General features: G+C 61.7%; 18 protein-coding genes and 1 tRNA gene. 9 read left to right on the forward strand and 10 right to left on the reverse strand.

Features of this window, described 5'->3' with window-relative positions; all coding sequences use genetic code 11:
• Positions 1–48: 48 nt before the first annotated feature.
• The 3 genes from argJ to AC1RDS_RS14900 are packed head-to-tail and all read left to right on the forward strand — an operon-like array spanning position 49 to position 2,658.
• Positions 49–1,278 (forward strand): bifunctional glutamate N-acetyltransferase/amino-acid acetyltransferase ArgJ, encoded by a 1,230-nt coding sequence (argJ, locus tag AC1RDS_RS14890; protein WP_287879201.1) that lies wholly within the window; start codon positions 49–51, stop codon positions 1,276–1,278.
• Positions 1,279–1,334: 56 nt separating this feature from the next.
• Positions 1,335–2,207, forward strand: coding sequence for an ATP-binding protein (locus tag AC1RDS_RS14895; protein ID WP_092701225.1), 873 nt, complete (start codon positions 1,335–1,337; stop codon positions 2,205–2,207).
• Positions 2,197–2,658, forward strand: a complete 462-nt coding sequence (locus AC1RDS_RS14900; protein WP_287879204.1) for an NUDIX domain-containing protein — start codon at positions 2,197–2,199, stop codon at positions 2,656–2,658. Before AC1RDS_RS14895 ends, AC1RDS_RS14900 begins: the two co-directional genes overlap by 11 nt.
• 81 nt (positions 2,659–2,739) lie before the next feature.
• On the opposite strand, the gene AC1RDS_RS14905 is transcribed toward AC1RDS_RS14900, so the two are convergent.
• The 8 genes from AC1RDS_RS14905 to AC1RDS_RS14940 form a co-directional block, all read right to left on the reverse strand.
• Positions 2,740–2,958: a DNA gyrase inhibitor YacG gene (locus tag AC1RDS_RS14905; protein ID WP_092701228.1), complete on the reverse strand. Its 219-nt coding sequence runs from the start codon at positions 2,956–2,958 to the stop codon at positions 2,740–2,742.
• A gap of 13 nt (positions 2,959–2,971) precedes the next feature.
• The gene (gene zapD / locus AC1RDS_RS14910; protein WP_092701231.1) at positions 2,972–3,727 is read right to left on the reverse strand and encodes a cell division protein ZapD; all 756 of its coding nucleotides are present in this window, start codon (positions 3,725–3,727) and stop codon (positions 2,972–2,974) included.
• Between the two features lie 88 nt (positions 3,728–3,815).
• Positions 3,816–4,424 carry a dephospho-CoA kinase gene (gene coaE / locus AC1RDS_RS14915; RefSeq protein ID WP_092701234.1) on the reverse strand — a complete coding sequence of 203 codons (609 nt, stop codon included), beginning with the start codon at positions 4,422–4,424 and terminating at the stop codon, positions 3,816–3,818.
• A 2-nt stretch (positions 4,425–4,426) separates the two neighbouring features.
• Complete coding sequence (locus tag AC1RDS_RS14920; RefSeq protein ID WP_092701237.1) at positions 4,427–5,296, reverse strand: prepilin peptidase; 870 nt, start codon at positions 5,294–5,296, stop codon at positions 4,427–4,429.
• Positions 5,293–6,513 (reverse strand): type II secretion system F family protein, encoded by a 1,221-nt coding sequence (locus AC1RDS_RS14925; RefSeq protein WP_092701240.1) that lies wholly within the window; start codon positions 6,511–6,513, stop codon positions 5,293–5,295. The genes AC1RDS_RS14920 and AC1RDS_RS14925 overlap by 4 nt, the downstream gene beginning before the upstream one ends.
• A gap of 20 nt (positions 6,514–6,533) precedes the next feature.
• A complete protein-coding gene (gene pilB, locus AC1RDS_RS14930; protein WP_092701243.1) occupies positions 6,534–8,270 on the reverse strand; it encodes a type IV-A pilus assembly ATPase PilB in 1,737 nt (578 codons plus the stop codon).
• Positions 8,271–8,395: 125 nt separating this feature from the next.
• Positions 8,396–8,472: transfer RNA gene (locus tag AC1RDS_RS14935), tRNA-Pro, on the reverse strand.
• A gap of 45 nt (positions 8,473–8,517) precedes the next feature.
• Entirely contained in the window at positions 8,518–9,447 is a 930-nt protein-coding gene (locus AC1RDS_RS14940) for a polyprenyl synthetase family protein (protein ID WP_208859756.1), read from the reverse strand.
• Between the two features lie 232 nt (positions 9,448–9,679).
• On the opposite strand from AC1RDS_RS14940, the gene rplU reads away from it, so the two are divergent.
• The 4 genes from rplU (at position 9,680) to proB (ending at position 12,734) form a co-directional block, all read left to right on the forward strand.
• Complete coding sequence (gene rplU / locus AC1RDS_RS14945) at positions 9,680–9,991, forward strand: 50S ribosomal protein L21 (protein ID WP_005794184.1); 312 nt, start codon at positions 9,680–9,682, stop codon at positions 9,989–9,991.
• 15 nt (positions 9,992–10,006) lie between these two features.
• Positions 10,007–10,264 carry a 50S ribosomal protein L27 gene (gene rpmA / locus AC1RDS_RS14950; RefSeq protein ID WP_026437555.1) on the forward strand — a complete coding sequence of 86 codons (258 nt, stop codon included), beginning with the start codon at positions 10,007–10,009 and terminating at the stop codon, positions 10,262–10,264.
• A gap of 166 nt (positions 10,265–10,430) precedes the next feature.
• A complete protein-coding gene (gene cgtA / locus AC1RDS_RS14955; protein WP_092701246.1) occupies positions 10,431–11,501 on the forward strand; it encodes an Obg family GTPase CgtA in 1,071 nt (356 codons plus the stop codon).
• 93 nt (positions 11,502–11,594) lie between these two features.
• The gene (gene proB / locus AC1RDS_RS14960; RefSeq protein WP_092701249.1) at positions 11,595–12,734 is read left to right on the forward strand and encodes a glutamate 5-kinase; all 1,140 of its coding nucleotides are present in this window, start codon (positions 11,595–11,597) and stop codon (positions 12,732–12,734) included.
• A gap of 107 nt (positions 12,735–12,841) precedes the next feature.
• Here proB and AC1RDS_RS14965 read toward each other — a convergent pair whose 3' ends face one another.
• Positions 12,842–13,522, reverse strand: a complete 681-nt coding sequence (locus AC1RDS_RS14965) for an RNA pyrophosphohydrolase (protein ID WP_287879215.1) — start codon at positions 13,520–13,522, stop codon at positions 12,842–12,844.
• Between the two features lie 91 nt (positions 13,523–13,613).
• Between AC1RDS_RS14965 and AC1RDS_RS14970 the strand changes: the two genes are divergently transcribed.
• The gene (locus tag AC1RDS_RS14970; RefSeq protein WP_348682683.1) at positions 13,614–15,356 is read left to right on the forward strand and encodes a proline--tRNA ligase; all 1,743 of its coding nucleotides are present in this window, start codon (positions 13,614–13,616) and stop codon (positions 15,354–15,356) included.
• A complete protein-coding gene (locus AC1RDS_RS14975) occupies positions 15,353–16,030 on the forward strand; it encodes a lytic transglycosylase domain-containing protein (RefSeq protein ID WP_348682682.1) in 678 nt (225 codons plus the stop codon). The genes AC1RDS_RS14970 and AC1RDS_RS14975 overlap by 4 nt, the downstream gene beginning before the upstream one ends.
• A 28-nt stretch (positions 16,031–16,058) precedes the next feature.
• Here the strand turns inward: AC1RDS_RS14975 and paeA are convergent, their stop codons facing one another.
• Entirely contained in the window at positions 16,059–17,399 is a 1,341-nt protein-coding gene (paeA, locus tag AC1RDS_RS14980; RefSeq protein WP_092701261.1) for a polyamine export protein PaeA, read from the reverse strand.
• Positions 17,400–17,602 lie beyond the last annotated feature (203 nt).

Below are 17,602 nucleotides of genomic sequence, written 5' to 3' on the forward strand. Positions count from 1 at the left end.
CACCACGGTTTTCCGGATAATCCAACGCAGTTTTTGAGAAAGACCACCATGCCCGTCAATCTACTTGCCCCCGTTGCCGCCGATCTGCACCCGATTGCCGGCGTCCGCATCGGCGTTGCCGAAGCCGGTATCCGCAAAGCCAGCCGCAAGGATCTCACCGTGTTCCTGCTGGACGAAGGCGCCAGCGTGGCTGGCGTGTTCACGCAGAACCGCTTTTGCGCGGCCCCGGTGCAGATCAGCCGCGAGCATCTGGGCCGCGGTCAATCCATCCGTGCCATGGTCATCAACACCGGCAACGCCAACGCGGGCACCGGTACCGACGGCCTGGCGCGCGCACGTTCCACCTGCATTGCGCTCGCACGCCAGCTGAGCGTGGCGCCCGAGCAGATCCTGCCGTTCTCCACCGGCGTGATCATGGAGCCGCTGCCCAACGACCGCATTGAAGCCGGTCTGCCCGCTGCCATTGCCGATGCGCAGCCCGGCCACTGGGCGCGCGCGGCCGAGGGCATCATGACCACCGACACCCTGCCCAAGGCCTTCTCGGCCCAGGTGCAGATCGGTGGGGCCACCGTGTCCATCACCGGCATCAGCAAGGGGGCGGGCATGATCCGTCCCAACATGGCCACCATGCTGGGCTTTCTGGCCACGGACGCCTGCGTTGCACCTGCCGTGATGCAGCAGCTGGCGCGCGAACTGGCCGATTGCTCGTTCAACCGCGTCACCATCGACGGCGACACCTCCACCAACGATTCGTTCGTGGTGGTGGCCACCAACAAGGCAGCGCACAGCCCTGTCACCACGCTGGCCAGCGTCGAGGGGCAGGCCCTCAAGGCGGCCATGCTGGGCGTGGCGCAAAAGCTGGCCCAGGCCATCGTGCGCGACGGTGAAGGCGCCACCAAGTTCATCACCGTGCGTGTCGAAGGTGGCAAGACAGGCGAGGAGTGCCGCAAGGTGGCCTATGCCATCGCCCATTCGCCGCTGGTCAAGACGGCTTTCTTCGCCAGCGACCCGAATCTGGGCCGCATCCTGGCGGCCGTGGGCTATGCAGGAATCGAAGACCTGGACCAGACCGGCATCGATCTCTACCTCGACGACGTGCATGTGGCGGTGCATGGTGGGCGCAACCCTGCCTACCGCGAGGAAGACGGTCAGCGCGTGATGAAGCAAAGCGAAATCACCGTGCGCGTGCTGCTGGGCCGCGGTGGTGCGGTGGACACGGTGTGGACCTGCGATTTCAGCCACGAATACGTCACCATCAATGCAGATTACCGCTCCTGAAATACTCCTGTCTTGCTAGCTGCTGGCGCTTGCTGGATAAGCGCTGGATGCCAAAAATGAATCAAAAATTTGAACACCTGATCGAGCGCGCCGAGCAGCTCATCGCCCGCATCGAGTCCGTGCTGCCGCAGCCTCTGGGCGCGCCCGACTGGTCGGCTTCCATTGCCTGGCGCTATCGCAAGCGCAGCAGCGGCCATGGCAGCCTGGAGCCCGTGCGCCATGTGGCAGCGATACAGCTGACCGACCTCCAGGAGATCGACGGGCAAAAAGAAAAGATCGAGCGCAACACCCAGCAGTTCGTGCAGGGCAAACCGGCCAACAACGTGCTGCTGACCGGCGCACGTGGCACGGGCAAGTCTTCGCTCATCAAGGCCTGTCTGAATGCCCACGCGGCCCAGGGCCTGCGCCTGATCGAGGTGGACAAGGCCGACCTCACCGACCTGCCCGACATCGTGGACGTGGTGTCGGAGCGGCCCGAGAAATTCATCGTCTTCTGTGATGACCTGAGTTTTGAAGACGGCGAGCCGGGCTACAAGGCGCTCAAGTCCATCCTCGATGGCTCGGTGGCCGCCGCAACGCCCAATGTGCTGATTTATGCCACCAGCAACCGGCGCCACCTGGTGCCCGAGTACATGGCAGAAAACCGCAGCTACACGCACACCGACGACGGCGAGGTGCATCCTGGCGAGGCGGTCGAGGAAAAGATTTCCCTGTCGGAGCGCTTTGGCCTGTGGGTCAGTTTCTATCCATTCAGCCAGGATGAATACCTGACCATCGTGGCCCAGTGGCTGGCGTCGCTCGGCGTTTCGGCGGCAGCCATCGCGGCGGCCCGGCCCGAGGCGCTGGTCTGGGCGCTGGAGCGCGGTTCGCGCAGCGGCCGCGTGGCCTACCAGTTTGCGCGCGACTATGCGGGGCGGCATGGTGGCTGACACGGTTCATCCTGATGCGGCCGGCACCGCCGACCGCGCGCACACCGAGGTGGCCGTGGGCATCCTGCTGCGGGCCGATGGTGCGATGCTCCTGTCCACGCGCCCGCCCGGCAAGCCCTATGCGGGCTATTGGGAGTTTCCGGGCGGCAAGCTGGAGGCGGGCGAGACGGTGGAGCAGGCGCTGCGCCGCGAGCTGATCGAGGAGCTCGGCGTGACCATCGGCCCCGCCAGCATCTGGAAGGTGACCGAGCACGACTACCCGCATGCCCTGGTGCGCCTGCATTGGTGCAAGGTGCGGGAGTGGTCGGGTGCGTTCGAGATGCGCGAAGGCCAGACCATGGCCTGGCAGCAGATGCCACTGACTGTGGCGCCAGTGTTGCCCGGTGCGTACCCGGTACTGCAATGGCTGGCCGAAGAGCGTGGCCAGAAGTTTTCTTTGGATAGCTATTAAATAAATAGCTGTAAACTCATTATGGATAGGCTCTAGAGTCTGATTTTCCTGTTATTCAGCGCTGTATGCAGTCGATATCCCTCAGTGCTGCAGGCGGGGATCGCCATACGGTGCGTCGTCAGGAGGCGCCTCGGTAGGCATGCGAAAGTCCTCGCTGGCCCAGGCGCCCAGGTCCATCTGCTTGCAGCGCTCGCTGCAAAAGGGCCGAAAGGGGTTTTGCGTGCTGTAGATGCTGTCGCCGCCGCACTGGGGGCAGGTGACATGGCGGGTGACTTCACCCGGCGGGAGTTGGGTTGCCATTGGCAGGCCTTCTTCAGGCGCAGAGCGTGAGCTCGAACGCGGCATCGTCGGTGGACGATTGCAGGTGTCCATCGGGTTCCTGCCGCATCAGGCGCACCGACACAATGAGGCGATTGCCGCTGATCTCCGGGATCAGCTCCAGTGCGGGGTCGATGCGCAGGCGCAGCAGCTGGAATGTGCGGCCCTGCGGAAGGTTTTGCTGGAACTGGCCACGCTCGGCGGCCACCTTTTGGGGCACCCCCGAGTCCCGCAGCAGCTTGAGCAGCACGTAAATCGACTCGGCCAGCGGTGCAAGGGTGGAGGCCCATTGCTCCAGTGCCTGCTGGCGCACCGCCACTTCCTTGTGTTGCCAGGTGTAGTAGGCCGGCAGATCAAACCCGCAGGTGCCGCCAGGGATGCCCACGCGGCTGCGGATGCTCATCAGCCAGTCGTTTTCGGTCAGGGCATGGCCTGCCTTGCCGGTTTGCTGGTTGAGCGATGTAAAGCAGTGGTCCAGCTGAGCGACCACAGCATCCAGTGCCGCCTCGGAAATCGAGGGATTGCCCCGGTAGCTGTCGAGCTGGTGCTTGTGTTTCTCGATATCTTTGAGAACGTCGGATTTCAGGTCGGCACGCGCCGCCACGTCCATGATTTCGAAGATGGTGACCAGGGCAAAGTGGTGGTCCAGCGGGTGCTGGCGGGGAATCAATTCACCCAGCCTGCGAAACAACTGTTCCAGTCGCAGGTAGGTTCTGATGCGTTCGTTAAAGGGGTATTCGTAAAGGATCACGCTGGCGGATTCCTGGGAGCTCAGTGGATGTTCTGACGCCGGTGGCGCACGCCATGGAAAGGCAGCACAAACAGGCTCCAACGCATCATCATAGCCCGAACAGGCGCGCAAGCTGCGTTGCATGGCCTCGCAGTGCCTCCAGCGAAATGCCATCGTTCACCACGATGGCATCTGCTGCGGCCCGACGGGCCTGGCGGGATGCCTGCGTATCCAGAATGGCCTGTACTGCCGCGCGCTGCAGCCCATTGCGCGCCATGACACGGTGGATCTGCGTTTCGGTGCTGCAATCCACCACCACCACGGCGTCGAGCTTGCGCGCCCAGCGGCCCGACTCCACCAGCAGGGGGATGTCGAAGACGATGGCGCGATGTCCGGCGGCCGCGGCGTCCCGGGCTTGCTGCTCGCTCAGCCGGGTCACCCAGGGATGCACGATGGCTTCGAGCTGGGCGCGTGCCTGGGGGCTGGAAAATGCCAGCGTCCGCATGCGGGCGCGGTCCATGGCGCCGGTGGAGTCGATGGCCTCCGGTCCAAAGGCGGTCCGGATGTCGCCAATCGCGGCTCCACCGGGTGCGGTAACCGAGCGGGCGATGGCATCCGCATCCATCAGCGCTGCCCCGCAGGACTGAAGCATCTGTCCGAGCGTGCTTTTGCCGCTGCCAATGCCCCCGGTCAGACCCACGTGCACTGGCCGCTGCATGCTCACAACCCGAACAGGTTCAGCACCGTTTGCAACATGGCCTGGGGCCCGAACACCATGGCCGTCAAGCCGGCACCCACGAGGAAAGGGCCGAAAGGTACATAACCGCCTTCACGCAGGTTGTTGAATACCTTGAGACCGATCCCGACCAGGGCCCCGATCACGGAAGACATCAAAATGATGGGAACCAGGGCCTGCCAGCCGAACCAGGCGCCCAGGGCAGCAAAGAGCTTGAAATCGCCATATCCCATGCCTTCCTTGCCGGTGGCCAGCTTGAAGGCCCAGTACACCAGCCACAGGGAGAGGTAGCCGGCAGCGGCACCCGTCACGGACGCCAGCAGGGGAACGTCGATCCAGTGCATGGCCGACGCGATCAAGCCAGCCCACAGCAAGGGCAGGGTGATGTCGTCAGGCAGCAGGGTAGTGTCCCAGTCGATGAACGCCAGTGCCACCATGGCGGCAGAAAAACCGGCCCATGCCAGACCTGTGGCAGTGAACCCCCACCGGTGGGCGCAGAATGCGAAAAGCACGCCCGTCAGGATCTCCACCAGGGGGTAGCGTGCGCTGATGCGCACCTTGCACGCAGAGCAGCGACCCCGCAGAAAAAGATAGCTCAGCACCGGGATGTTTTCATACCACTGCACCGCATGCCCGCACGCCGGACAACGCGAGCGGGGCGTGCACAGATTGAAAGCCGCCTCGGTGCCGGGCGTTGGCGGGGCATCCGTGCCGGCCGCGAATGCCGCGTGCTCCTGCGCCCATTGGCGCTCCATCATCTGGGGCAAGCGGTGAATCACCACATTGAGAAAGCTGCCCAGCAGCAGACCCACAAGGCCCGCAATGGCGGGTTCTGCCAAGATATCCACGATCAAACGACCTGACCCAACTTGAAGATCGGCAGATACATCGACACCACAATGCCCCCAATCAGCGTGCCCAGAAACACGATGATGATGGGTTCCATCAGGCTGGACAGTCCGGCCACCATGTCATCCACTTCCGCTTCATAGAAGTCTGCCGCCTTGCCCAGCATGTGGTCAATGGACCCTGACTCTTCCCCAATGGCGCACATCTGCAGCACCATGGACGGAAAGATATTGGCATTGCCCATGGCAGCTGTCAGGCTCGTTCCGGTAGAAACTTCTTGCTGAATCTTGTCGGTCGCCATGGAATAGACCGAATTGCCGGCTGCGCCCCCCACGGAATCGAGAGCTTCCACCAAGGGCACGCCCGCGGCAAACATGGTCGAGAGGGTACGGGTCCAGCGGGCCACGCAGGACTTTTCGACCAGCGCACCAAAAACGGGCATGCGCAGCATCAGGCGGTCCATGAACATCTGGACTTTCTCACTTCGGCGCCAGGCCTGCATGAAAAAGTAAAAACCTCCACCCAGTACACCGAAAATCAGCCACCACCACTGGACGAATACTTCGCTGATCGCCATGACGAACAGGGTAGGGGCAGGCAAATCGGCACCGAACGAGGTGAATACTTCCTTGAAGGCCGGAATCACAAAAATCATGATCACGGTGACCACCACAAATGCCACGATCACCACCGAGATCGGGTACATCAGTGCCGATTTGATCTTGGATTTGATGGCTTCGGTCTTCTCCATATAAAGCGCCAGGCGATCGAGAAGCGCTTCCAGAATGCCCGCTGCCTCACCCGCCTCGACCAGGTTGCAATACAGGCTGTCGAAATACATGGGGTATTTGCGAAATGCACCATTCAAGGAGGTGCCGGTTTCGACGTCCGAACGCACATCGTTGAGCAACTTGGTCACGCTGGCATTGGTGTTGCCTCGTCCCACGATGTCGAATGCCTGCAGCAAAGGCACTCCGGCCTTCATCATGGTGGCGAGCTGGCGGGTGAACAGTGCAATATCTTTGGGCTTGATCTTCTTGCCCGAGCGCATCCGGCGCTTCTTGATCTTGGTGGGAAATACACCTTGCCGCCGCAGCATGGCCTGCACCTGATTTTCACCGACTGCGCGCGTTTCTCCCCGGACAATCTTTCCGTTGCGGTCTTTGCCTTCCCACTCAAAGACAAAGTCCTTGATTTCGCGTTTGGATGCTGCGGTTGCCATGATGCTCCCTCGTTCTTGAATTATTCGTTGGTCACTGCCAGCACTTCTTCCAGAGAAGTAAGACCTAACTTTGCTTTATGCAGCCCGGCATCACGCAGGGAGCGCACACCCTCCAGTTTGGCCTGTTCCGCAATTTCGAGCGCACTGCCGTCGCGCAGGATGATGCGCTGAATCTCTTCAGAGATCGGCATCACCTGATAGATCCCTAGACGGCCCTTGTATCCATTGTTGCAGGCAGAGCAGCCAACGGGGCGATAGGTGACCCAGGAGCCATCGAGTTCGTGCTCGGGGTAGCCTGCATCCACGAGTGCCTCATGTGGAATATCAGCAGGCGTCTTGCAAATAGGGCAAAGCCGACGCGCCAGGCGCTGGGCGGTGATCAGTATGACGCTGGAGGCAATGTTAAAGGGGGCAATCCCCATGTTGCGCATGCGAGTCAGCGTGGTGGGGGCGTCATTGGTATGCAAGGTCGACAGTACCAAGTGCCCTGTCTGAGCTGCTTTGATGGAAATATCGGCGGTCTCCAGATCCCGAATTTCACCCACCATGATAATGTCAGGGTCTTGGCGCAGAAAAGACTTGAGGGCGACGGCAAAAGTGAGTCCCGCCTTTTCGTTCACGTTGACCTGGTTGACCCCGGGAAGGTTGATTTCGGAGGGGTCTTCGGCCGTGGCGATATTGACGCCAGACTTGTTGAGCAGATTCAAGCATGTATAGAGCGAAACGGTCTTGCCCGACCCCGTGGGGCCCGTGACCAAAATCATTCCGTAAGGACGCCCAATTGCTGTCAACAGGCGTTCCTTCTCCGCCGCCTCATAGCCGAGTGCATCGATCCCTAGTTTTGCGCTACTGGGATCGAGAATACGGATCACGATTTTCTCGCCAAACAGGGTAGGCAAGGTGCTGACGCGAAAATCGATGACCCGGTCTGGCCCCACCTTCAGTTTCATGCGCCCATCCTGGGGCACCCGTTTTTCGGAAATGTCGAGGCGGGAAATAACCTTGATCCGGGAAGCTAGTTTGTCCTTGATGGCAATGGGAGGCGACGCGATTTCGCGCAATTCACCGTCAATGCGAAAACGTACCCGGTATTGGTGCTCGTAGGGCTCGAAATGCAGATCGGATGCCCGCATGTTGAATGCGTCCAGCAGCATCTTGTGGAGAAACTTGACGATGGGAGCATCTTCAACTTCGGTTGCCGCGTCAGCGCTCTCAGTGGCCTCTTCCACTGCAACATCATCAAATTCAAAATCACTTCCAGCGCTGATCAGCGTATCCATGGCTTCACCCGTGGATTTTGTGCTGATTTCAACCAAGCGGTTTAATTTATCGTATTCCGCAATAATCCAGTCCACCCCCATTTGGGTGGTGAATTTGATTTTTTCGGCGGCCTCTTGATCTGTGGGGTCCGCCGTGGCAACGATCAGTCGGTTGTTTCGTTTGCTGAGAACAACCACCCGATAGGCGGTGCAAATCTTTGCATCCAGGAGGTCTTTGGGAAGGCGCTGGGGGTCTATGGCGTCCAGATCGAGCAATGGAGCACCAAAAACAGCCGAAACGGTATGTGCCAAATCCGCAGCTGAAACAACGCCAGAGCCGGTCAGTTCAGCGATAAAGCTGGTGCGGCTGTTTTGTGACTTTTTGTAAATTTCCTCGGCTGATTTTTGTGTCAGCTTTCCCGCAGACATCAGTGCGCGACCCAATCCCGGGAGAGCTACTGAAGAGGCTTCTTTCTGGGCGGTATCGACAACGGCCATTTAACCAGGGCAATTAGTGGTGAAAAAACCATCCTATCATCCCCGAACACTCGTGCCCTGTACAGCGCTGCCGAATTGGCAGGATTGCCACAGTTGGAGGAATGCTGCTTGATTGGTGCGGAAAATGGTCGGGGTGAGAGGATTCGAACCTCCGGCCTCTACGTCCCGAACGTAGCGCTCTACCAGGCTAAGCTACACCCCGCGCATTGACGCCGCTGATTACAAATTCTGCTGGATTCGGCAGAATTCAGGCGCGGCGCTCAAGCAATTGAGCTGCCAATTGTAGCAAGCTCGCTGAGTAGTCTCCCTTTGGCAGTTGCTCGGCAGCAGTCATGGCGCGACGGGCTTCAGCGAAGGCCGCTGTGCGTGCTGCTTCCAGGGCTCCGGTGCTTCGTACAATGGCCACCACATCGTCAAGGCGATCTGTGGAGCCCTCTTCAATGGCGTGTCGCACGATGGCCGCCTGTTCTGGTGTGCCTCTTTGCATGGCCACGATGAGGGGCAGGGTGGACTTTCCTTCGCGCAGGTCATCGCCAAGGTTTTTCCCCATTTCCAGGGTGTCCCCGTCATAGTCAAGTACATCGTCGATGATCTGGAACGCCGTGCCAAGGGCCTGCCCATAGATTGCGCAGGCCTCTTCGATTTCAGGGGGGCTTTCGGCAAGAATGGCGCCCAGCCGTGCGCTGGCTTCAAACAGCTTGGCGGTCTTGGAGCGGATGACCTGGAGGTAACCTGCCTCATCCAGGGAGGCATCGTGCATGTTCATCAACTGCAATACCTCGCCTTCGGCAATCACATTGGTGGCTTCAGACAGTACTTCCATGACGCGCATCTTTCCCGTCTCCACCATCATCTGAAATGAGCGTGAATGCAGAAAATCGCCCACCAACACGCTCGCAGGGTTGCCGAAGGTCTGGTTGGCTGTGGCGCGCCCTCTGCGCAGGGTGGATGCATCCACGACGTCGTCGTGCAGCAGGGTGGCCGTATGGATCAGTTCGACTACGGCGGCCATGCTGAAACGGTGGTGCTGCCGATAGCCGAGAGCGCCGCATATCAGCAGCAACAGTGCCGGTCGCAGCCGCTTGCCTCCGGCGGCGATGATGTACTGGGAGATTTGCGCCACCAGGGGCACGCCGGATGTCAGGCGCTGGGCTATGACGTTGTCCACTTCACGCATGTCGTCGTTGATGATCGTCAGCGGTGATGTGGCGGTGGGGGTGAGGGGGGATGTCAAGATGAAGTGGCACGCAGAAAGTGCTGCGAATTATAGGAAGGACCGCACAGGGGCAGGCCATTGCCAATGTCGCGGCAGTTCGGCGCGTGCAGAGGGGTTGGCTGCTTTTGTGCTTGGTGGTATAATTTTTGGCTCTGCGGAAATCCGTCTGCAGAACTCATATCAAGAGGTCAACATGTACGCGGTCATAAAAACCGGCGGCAAGCAGTATCGCGTTGCTTCCGGCGAAAAAATTAAAGTAGAACAGATTGCTGCGGACGTAGGCCAGGAAATTGTGATCGACCAGGTTCTGGCTGTCGGCAACGGCGCTGAACTGAAGGTGGGTACTCCCCTGGTGTCCGGCGCAACCGTGAAAGCCACTGTCGTGGCCCACGGCAAGCACGACAAAGTGCACATCTTCAAGATGCGCCGTCGCAAGCACTATCAAAAACGCCAAGGCCATCGCCAGCAGTTCACCGAGCTGCAAATCGGTGCGATTGCTGCTTAAGAAGGAGCTGATGTCATGGCACAGAAAAAAGGCGGCGGCTCTACGCGAAACGGGCGCGACTCCAAGCCAAAGATGCTGGGTGTCAAGGCGTTCGGTGGTGAACTGATCAGTGCTGGCTCGATCATCGTGCGCCAGCGCGGTACGCGCTTTCACCCCGGCAGCAATGTCGGCGTGGGCAAGGACCACACCTTGTTTGCCCTGGTGGACGGCCATGTGTCGTTTGGCACCAAGGGTGCGCTGTCCAAGCACACGGTCAATGTGACTCCCGCCTGAGGTTGATTCCTCTGGCAGCAATCGAAGCCCCGCCCTGTCGGGGCTTTGTTGTTTAAGGCGCTGGCCGGTGCTATGGTGCTGGCCCGCGTGCCCCGCATGGACGGGGCTTTGTGCTTTCCGGAGGGTTCGCTTCCTGGCTTGCGCTCTTTTGTAAACTGGATACCCCATGAAGTTCGTCGATGAAGCCTATATTGACATTGCTGCCGGTGATGGTGGCAATGGCTGTGTGTCGTTCCGGCACGAAAAATACAAGGAATTCGGCGGTCCCAATGGGGGCGATGGAGGGCGCGGGGGGCATGTGTTTGCAGTGGCCGACCCCAATCTCAATACGCTGGTGGATTTCCGTTATTCGCGCCGCCATGAAGCCAAGCGGGGCGAGCACGGCATGGGTTCCGACATGTTTGGCGCTGCGGGCTCGGACATCACCCTGAAGATGCCTGTGGGCACCATCATCACCGACGCGGAAACGGGCGAGGTGCTCTATGAGCTGCTCAATCCCGGCGAGGTCATCACCATCGCCAAGGGCGGTGATGGCGGCTTTGGCAACATGCGTTTCAAAAGCGCCATCAACCGGGCGCCACGCCAGAAGACGCCCGGATGGCCGGGCGAGAAGAAAAACCTGAAACTCGAGCTGAAGGTGCTTGCCGACGTGGGCCTGCTGGGCATGCCGAACGCGGGCAAGTCCACCTTCATCACGGCGGTTTCCAATGCGCGCCCCAAGATCGCCGACTACCCCTTCACCACGTTGCATCCGAATCTGGGGGTGGTGCGCGTGGGCCCCGAGCAGAGCTTTGTGGTGGCCGATATTCCTGGTCTGATCGAGGGTGCCTCGGAAGGGGCGGGGCTGGGTCACCAGTTCTTGCGCCACCTCCAGCGCACCCGCCTGCTGCTGCACATTGTGGATCTGGCGCCATTTGACGACGCGGTGGATCCTGTGGCCCAGGCCAAGGCCATCGTCAACGAACTGAAGAAATACGACCAGCAGCTCTACGACAAGCCGCGCTGGCTGGTGCTGAACAAGCTCGACATGGTGCCCGCCGATGAGCGGGAGGCCCGCGTCAAAGATTTCGTGAAGCGATTCAAGTGGAAAGGGCCGGTGTTCGAGATTTCTGCGCTGACACGCGAGGGCTGCGAGCCGCTGATCCATGCCATCTTCCGCCATGTGCAGTCGGAGCAGCGCATCGAAAACGAGCCGGAGGAAGTGGATCCACGGTTTGCTGGAGATGCCCCCGTCTGACGGGATGTGCTGTTCGTGTTGTTTATTTCGCTATATTTATAATAGCTGTTGGCGCTTTATTCATAAGCGCTAGTGGTAAAAACTGCTCAAAAAATGGTTTCCAGCGTATTGCGCGATGCCCGCCGCATTGTGGTGAAAGTGGGTTCCAGTCTCGTTACCAACGAGGGGCGCGGCCTGGATGAGGCCGCCATCGGCGAGTGGAGCCGCCAACTGGCGGCCCTGGTGCGCGGCGAGGGCGGCGCGCCCCGTGAGGTGGTGATGGTGTCCAGCGGCGCGATCGCTGAGGGCATGAAACGCCTGGGCTGGACGGCGCGCCCCCAGGAAATCCACGAGCTGCAGGCCGCCGCCGCTGTGGGACAGATGGGACTTGCGCAGATGTACGAGACCAAGCTGCGCGAGCAGGGCATGGGCAGTGCGCAGGTGCTGCTCACGCACGCCGATCTCGCAGACCGTGAGCGGTATCTCAATGCGCGTTCGACCCTGCTGACCCTGCTGCGTCTGGGCGTGGTGCCGGTGATCAACGAAAACGACACCGTGGTCAATGACGAAATCAAGTTCGGCGACAACGACACCCTCGGTGCGCTGGTCGCCAATCTGGTGGAGGCGGATGCGCTGGTGATTCTCACGGACCAGAAAGGTCTTTATACGGCCGATCCTCGCAAAGACCCGGCCGCGCAGTTCGTGCACGAAGCCCAGGCGGGTGATCCGGCCCTGGAAGCCATGGCCGGCGGGGCGGGCTCCAGCATTGGCAAAGGTGGGATGATCACCAAAATCCTGGCCGCCAAGCGGGCGGCGGGATCCGGGGCTTCCACCGTGATCGCGTGGGGGCGGGAAGAAAACGTGCTGCTGCGTCTGGTGCATGGCGAGGCGCTGGGCACCTTGCTGGTGGCCCAGACGGCCAAAAAGCAGGCCCGCAAGCAGTGGATGGCCGATCACCTGCAGATGCGGGGCGCTGTCGTGGTCGATGCCGGTGCGGCAGCCAAGCTGCGCGATGAGGGAAAGAGCTTGCTGCCCATCGGCATGACGGCAGTGGAGGGAGATTTCTCGCGCGGCGAAGTGATTGCAGTGCGTGATCCGTCGGGGCGGGAGATCGCACGCGGGCTGGCCAACTACGCCAGCGCGGAAGCCCGGCTTTTGTGCCGCAAGCCATCTTCCGAGTTTGAAAAGCTGCTCGGTTATGTCGCAGAGTCGGAAATGGTGCACCGCGACAACCTGGTGCTGACCACAGGCTGATGGCTCCCTGCTGATCCAGGGGGCCTGGGTCAGCTTGCCGCAGGGGAGGCCGCCATCAGACCTTTCGGCAGGCCCTGCATGCCGAAGGGCTCTTTCCGGCAGTCTCCCTAGACCGGTCGCGATACCAAGTTGGGAAGCGGCAGGGCTTCCAGTTCTGCCGGCGCACTGTTTTGCGGATCTGGGTCAAAACTTGCGCCCGGAGGCAGTTCCACCCCTGGGTTCAACAGCAGGGAGCCCGCACGGTGCATGGGGCTGCCTTGCGGCTCCGTGTCGCGCGCACGCATGCCGCTGCGCAGGTACCGGTTGCGCTGTTCGTGGCGTGGAAGGTAACGGGCCAGCTCGGTCAGGGCCATCTCATAGACGCCCCGTTTGAACTCGACCACCACATCCAGCGGAACCCAATAGTCGTGCCAGCGCCAGGCGTCGAACTCGGGATGGTCGGTGGCCCGCAGGTTCAGATCCCAATCGTGGCCCACGAGCTGAAGCAGATACCAGATTTGTTTCTGGCCCTTGTAATGTCCGCGCGCGTCGCGCCGGATGTACCGGTCAGGCACCTCATAGCGCAACCAGTCCCGTGTTCGTGCGACCAAGCGCACATGGTTGGGATGCAGTCCCACCTCTTCGTGCAGCTCGCGGAACATGGCCTGCTCGGGGGTTTCGCCCCGGTCGATGCCACCTTGCGGAAACTGCCAGCTGTGGGTGCGAATGCGTTTGCCCCAGAACACCTGGTTCTTCTGGTTGAGCAGGATGATGCCGACGTTCGGCCGAAAGCCGTCCCGGTCAAGCATAATCAAACCCCAATTTTTAAACTGTGTCCATTATGCACGGCGCCTACTGTGCGGCAAGTGGACCATTACGTTCCGCCCGAAGCCGATCCCGATGAAAGCCTCCCAATTCTTCATTTCCACCCTCAAGGAAGCCCCGGCCGACGCTGAAGTGGTCAGCCACAAGCTCATGATGCGGGCAGGTCTGATCAAGAAGCTGGGCGCAGGCATCTACAACTACATGCCCATGGGCCTTCGGGTGATTCGCAAGGTCGAGGCCATCGTGCGCGAGGAAATGAACCGTGCCGGTGCCGTGGAACTGACCATGCCCGTGGTGCAGCCGGCAGAGCTGTGGCAGGAGACGGGGCGGTTTGACAAGATGGGCCCCGAGTTGCTGCGCATCCAGGACCGCCATGGCCGCGACTTTGTGGTGCAGCCTACGAGCGAAGAAGTGATCACTGACATTGCGCGCCAGGAGATCAAGAGCTACAAGCAGTTGCCGAAGAACTTCTACCAGATCCAGACCAAGTTCCGCGACGAGCGCCGTCCGCGTTTCGGCCTCATGCGCGGCCGCGAATTCACCATGAAAGACGCCTACAGCTTTGACAAGGACCAGGCGGCCGCCAAGGCCAGCTACCAGGTCATGGCGCAGGCCTACCGTCGCATCTTTGACCGCTTCGGCCTGACCTACCGCGCCGTGGCCGCCGACAGCGGCGCCATTGGTGGCGACCTCTCCGAAGAGTTCCAGGTGATCGCCGCCACGGGCGAGGACGCCATCGTCTATTGCCCGGGGAGCGACTACGCTGCCAACATGGAAAAGGCCGAAGCCCTGGCGCCCGCGGGTCCGCGTCCAGCACCCGCCAAGGCGATGGAAAAGACCGCCACCCCCGGCAAGGCCACCTGCGCCGATGTGGCGCAACTGCTGGGCGTGCCATTGCGCACCACCGTCAAGTCGCTGGTTCTGGCCACCGACGAGACCAATGAGGCGGGCGAGATCGTCAAAAGCCAGGTCTGGCTGCTGCTGCTGCGCGGCGACCATGACATGAACGAGATCAAGGTCGGCAAGGTGCCTGGCCTGGCGGGCTTCCGCTTTGCCACGCTGGGTGAGATCGACGAATACTTTGGCTGCAAGCCGGGTTATCTGGGGCCCATCGGCCTGAAAAAGCCTTTGAAGATCGTGGTGGACCGCGAAGTCGCCCTGATGGCCGACTGGATCTGCGGCGCCAATGCGCCCGACTTCCACATCACCGGCGTGAACTGGGGCCGCGACCTGCCCGAGCCGGATGCTGTGGCCGACCTGCGCAACGTGGTGGCGGGCGACCCCTCGCCTGACGGCAAGGGAGTGCTGGCGATTGAGCGTGGCATCGAGGTGGGCCATGTGTTCTACCTGGGAACCAAGTACAGCCGGGCCATGAACGCGACCTTCCTGGACGAAACCGGCAAGCCCCAGCCGTTGGAGATGGGCTGCTACGGCATTGGCGTCACGCGCCTGCCTGCCGCCGCCATCGAGCAGAACCATGACGAGCGCGGCATCATCTGGCCCGACGCCATTGCGCCGTTCACCGTGGTGGTCTGCCCGGTGGGCATGGACCGCAGCGAAGCCGTCAAGGCCACGGCCGAGCAGCTTTATGCCGGTCTGCTGGCCGCTGGCGTCGACGTGATCCTGGACGACCGCGGCGAGCGCCCGGGTGCCATGTTTGCCGACTGGGAGCTGATTGGTGTGCCGCACCGCGTGACCATTGGCGACAAGAGCCTCAAAGAAGGCGTGGTCGAGTACCAGCACCGCCGTGATGCGGCTGCCACCAAGGTGGCAGCCGCCGACATTCTGGCCCATGTGAAGGGGCGTATGGCCGTATGACGAGCGAGCGAGACCGGCCTGCCAGCATATCGGCCCTGAGCGGCGTGTCTCGCCGTGCGTGCCTGGTGTCGCTGGCCGCACCGGCTGCATGGCTGGTGGCGCCGGCGCAGGCCCACGCAGGCGGGCAGCTGGAAGAACCCTTGATGGATTCCGTGCGCACGGCGCTGGCCTCGGCCGTGGGTAACTACGCGCCGCCCGAGCCGGAGTTTTTCACCACCGAGTCCCGGCTGTACTACCTGCGCTGGCTGGGCACCATGAGCGACCGCCTGCGCCGCCGCAAACCCGAGTGGGAAGTGCGTCGCGATTTTCTGCAGACCGTGTGGTACGAGTCCAAGCGTGCGGGGCTGGATGTTTCGCTGGTCTTGGGGCTCATCCAGGTGGAGAGCGCCTTTCGCAAGTTTGCCGTGTCCAGCGTGGGTGCGCGGGGCTATATGCAGGTCATGCCGTTCTGGACGCGCGTGATCGGCGACGGCGACCCGGGCAAGCTGTTTCACATGCAGACCAACCTGCGCTTTGGCTGCGTCATCCTGCGTCACTACATTGATCGTGAACGGGGCGACCTGTTCATGGCGCTGGGTCGCTACAACGGCAGCCGGGGGCGCTCGCCCTATCCTGATGCCGTGTTTGGAGCGCAGCGCAACTGGCTGTTCAACGAAACACCCGCAGCGGCCTGATGCACCAGGGTGGCGCGGGGCGCAAGATCTACGGTGCCGCCGGCTCTGCAGGGGTTGCCGCGCTGCCACTGTCGGCCGGCACAGGCGTCAGGCGTGACACCATCACCTGGTCGATGCGGAAGCTGTCCACGTCCAGCACCTCGAACTTGTAGCCGCCCCAGACCACGTTGTCGGTGCGCCGGGGGACGCGGCGCAGCATCACCATCAGGAAGCCGGCCAGGGTTTTGTACTCGTCGCTGTGCGGCAGTTCATCGAGACCCAGCGCGTGCAGCACGTCTTCTACCGGGGTGACGCCATCGATGAGCCATGAATTTTCGTCGCGACGCACGATCAGCTCTTCATCGGCCGGGCCCACCAGATCGCCCATCACGGTGCTCATCACGTCGTTCAGCGTGACCACGCCGACCACCAGGCTGTATTCGTTCACGATCACGGCAAAGTCCTCGTGCACCTGGCGGAACTGCTCCAGCACCTCGGACAGGGTGAGCCGGTCGGGCACGATGAGCACCTTGCGCACCAGGCTGTCGTCGGCCAGCGAGATCGGCTGGTTGTTCAGCACGCGCTGGAACAGGTCCTTGGCGTCCACGTAGCCCACCACATGGTCGATGTCGCCCTCGCATACCGGGTAGGTCGAGAAGGGCTCGGCCGCGATGCGCAGGCGGATGACGGCGTCCGGTTCGTCGCGCAGGAAGAACGCCACGCGGTCGCGCGGGGACATGGCACTGGACACCGTGCGCGTGTCCAGCTCGAACACGTTGGTGATGACCTGCTGCTCGCGCGCAGCCAGCACGCCCGCGCGCGCGCCGGCTTCCATCATCGCCAGGATGTCGTCGGAAGTGATGCGGTCGTCCCGCAGCGAGGACATTCCCAGCAGGCGGAACAGGGCGTCCGCGCCCTTGCTGTAGAACCACACCAACGGGCGCAGCAAGGTCATCAGAAACACCATGGGCTGCGCCAGCCGCACCACGGTGTTTTCTGGATCGGCCATACCCAGGCGTTTGGGGAACAGGTCGGAAAACAGGATGAACAGCGAGGTGATGGCCACGAACGACACCAGAAAACCGAGGTTCTGCGCGCTGCCCTCTGACAACCACAGCCCGAACAATGCCGTGAAATGCGGGCTCAGTGCGCCTTCGCCCACAATGCCCCCCAGGATGGCCACCGCGTTCTGGCCCACCTGCACCACGGTGAAATAGTCGCCCGGTTGCTCCTGCAGGCGCAGTACCCGGTCGGCGCGGGCATCGCCCTCGTCCGCCATCTGGCGCAGGCGCAGCCGGCGCGCTGCAGCCAGCGAAATCTCGGCCATCGAAAAGAAGGCACTGGCCGCGATGAGCAGGCCTATGACGAGCAGGCTTTGGGTCAGGGTCATGGTGGTGGACAACGGGCAACTCCGGGCGGCGCTGCCACGGGGCCCTGTGAGTGTAGCGGCGCGCGTGCGCAGCCTGGCCCCGGCCGCGCCGCACCAGCGGCTGCCGCCATGCAAAAGGCCGCCCGGGGGCCAATGCCAGTCAGTTAAGCTTGGCTTGATCTGATTGGCAGTAAAAAGGGAACGTGTTTCACGTTCCCTTTTTA

This window comes from Acidovorax sp. GW823-FHT02H02, from assembly GCF_058797075.1.

Excerpts from the sequence above, each read along its gene's own strand:
- argJ (WP_287879201.1), top strand. The coding sequence starts at position 49 with ATGCCCGTCAATCTACTTGCCCCCGTTGCCGCCGATCTGCACCCGATT.
- AC1RDS_RS14895 (WP_092701225.1), top strand. The coding sequence starts at position 1,335 with ATGAATCAAAAATTTGAACACCTGATCGAGCGCGCCGAGCAGCTCATC.
- AC1RDS_RS14900 (WP_287879204.1), top strand. The coding sequence starts at position 2,197 with ATGGTGGCTGACACGGTTCATCCTGATGCGGCCGGCACCGCCGACCGC.
- AC1RDS_RS14905 (WP_092701228.1), bottom strand. The coding sequence starts at position 2,958 with ATGGCAACCCAACTCCCGCCGGGTGAAGTCACCCGCCATGTCACCTGC.
- coaE (WP_092701234.1), bottom strand. The coding sequence starts at position 4,424 with ATGCAGCGGCCAGTGCACGTGGGTCTGACCGGGGGCATTGGCAGCGGC.
- AC1RDS_RS14925 (WP_092701240.1), bottom strand. The coding sequence starts at position 6,513 with ATGGCAACCGCAGCATCCAAACGCGAAATCAAGGACTTTGTCTTTGAG.
- pilB (WP_092701243.1), bottom strand. The coding sequence starts at position 8,270 with ATGGCCGTTGTCGATACCGCCCAGAAAGAAGCCTCTTCAGTAGCTCTC.
- AC1RDS_RS14940 (WP_208859756.1), bottom strand. The coding sequence starts at position 9,447 with ATGCGTGAAGTGGACAACGTCATAGCCCAGCGCCTGACATCCGGCGTG.
- rplU (WP_005794184.1), top strand. The coding sequence starts at position 9,680 with ATGTACGCGGTCATAAAAACCGGCGGCAAGCAGTATCGCGTTGCTTCC.
- rpmA (WP_026437555.1), top strand. The coding sequence starts at position 10,007 with ATGGCACAGAAAAAAGGCGGCGGCTCTACGCGAAACGGGCGCGACTCC.
- cgtA (WP_092701246.1), top strand. The coding sequence starts at position 10,431 with ATGAAGTTCGTCGATGAAGCCTATATTGACATTGCTGCCGGTGATGGT.
- proB (WP_092701249.1), top strand. The coding sequence starts at position 11,595 with ATGGTTTCCAGCGTATTGCGCGATGCCCGCCGCATTGTGGTGAAAGTG.
- AC1RDS_RS14965 (WP_287879215.1), bottom strand. The coding sequence starts at position 13,522 with ATGCTTGACCGGGACGGCTTTCGGCCGAACGTCGGCATCATCCTGCTC.
- AC1RDS_RS14970 (WP_348682683.1), top strand. The coding sequence starts at position 13,614 with ATGAAAGCCTCCCAATTCTTCATTTCCACCCTCAAGGAAGCCCCGGCC.
- AC1RDS_RS14975 (WP_348682682.1), top strand. The coding sequence starts at position 15,353 with ATGACGAGCGAGCGAGACCGGCCTGCCAGCATATCGGCCCTGAGCGGC.
- paeA (WP_092701261.1), bottom strand. The coding sequence starts at position 17,399 with ATGACCCTGACCCAAAGCCTGCTCGTCATAGGCCTGCTCATCGCGGCC.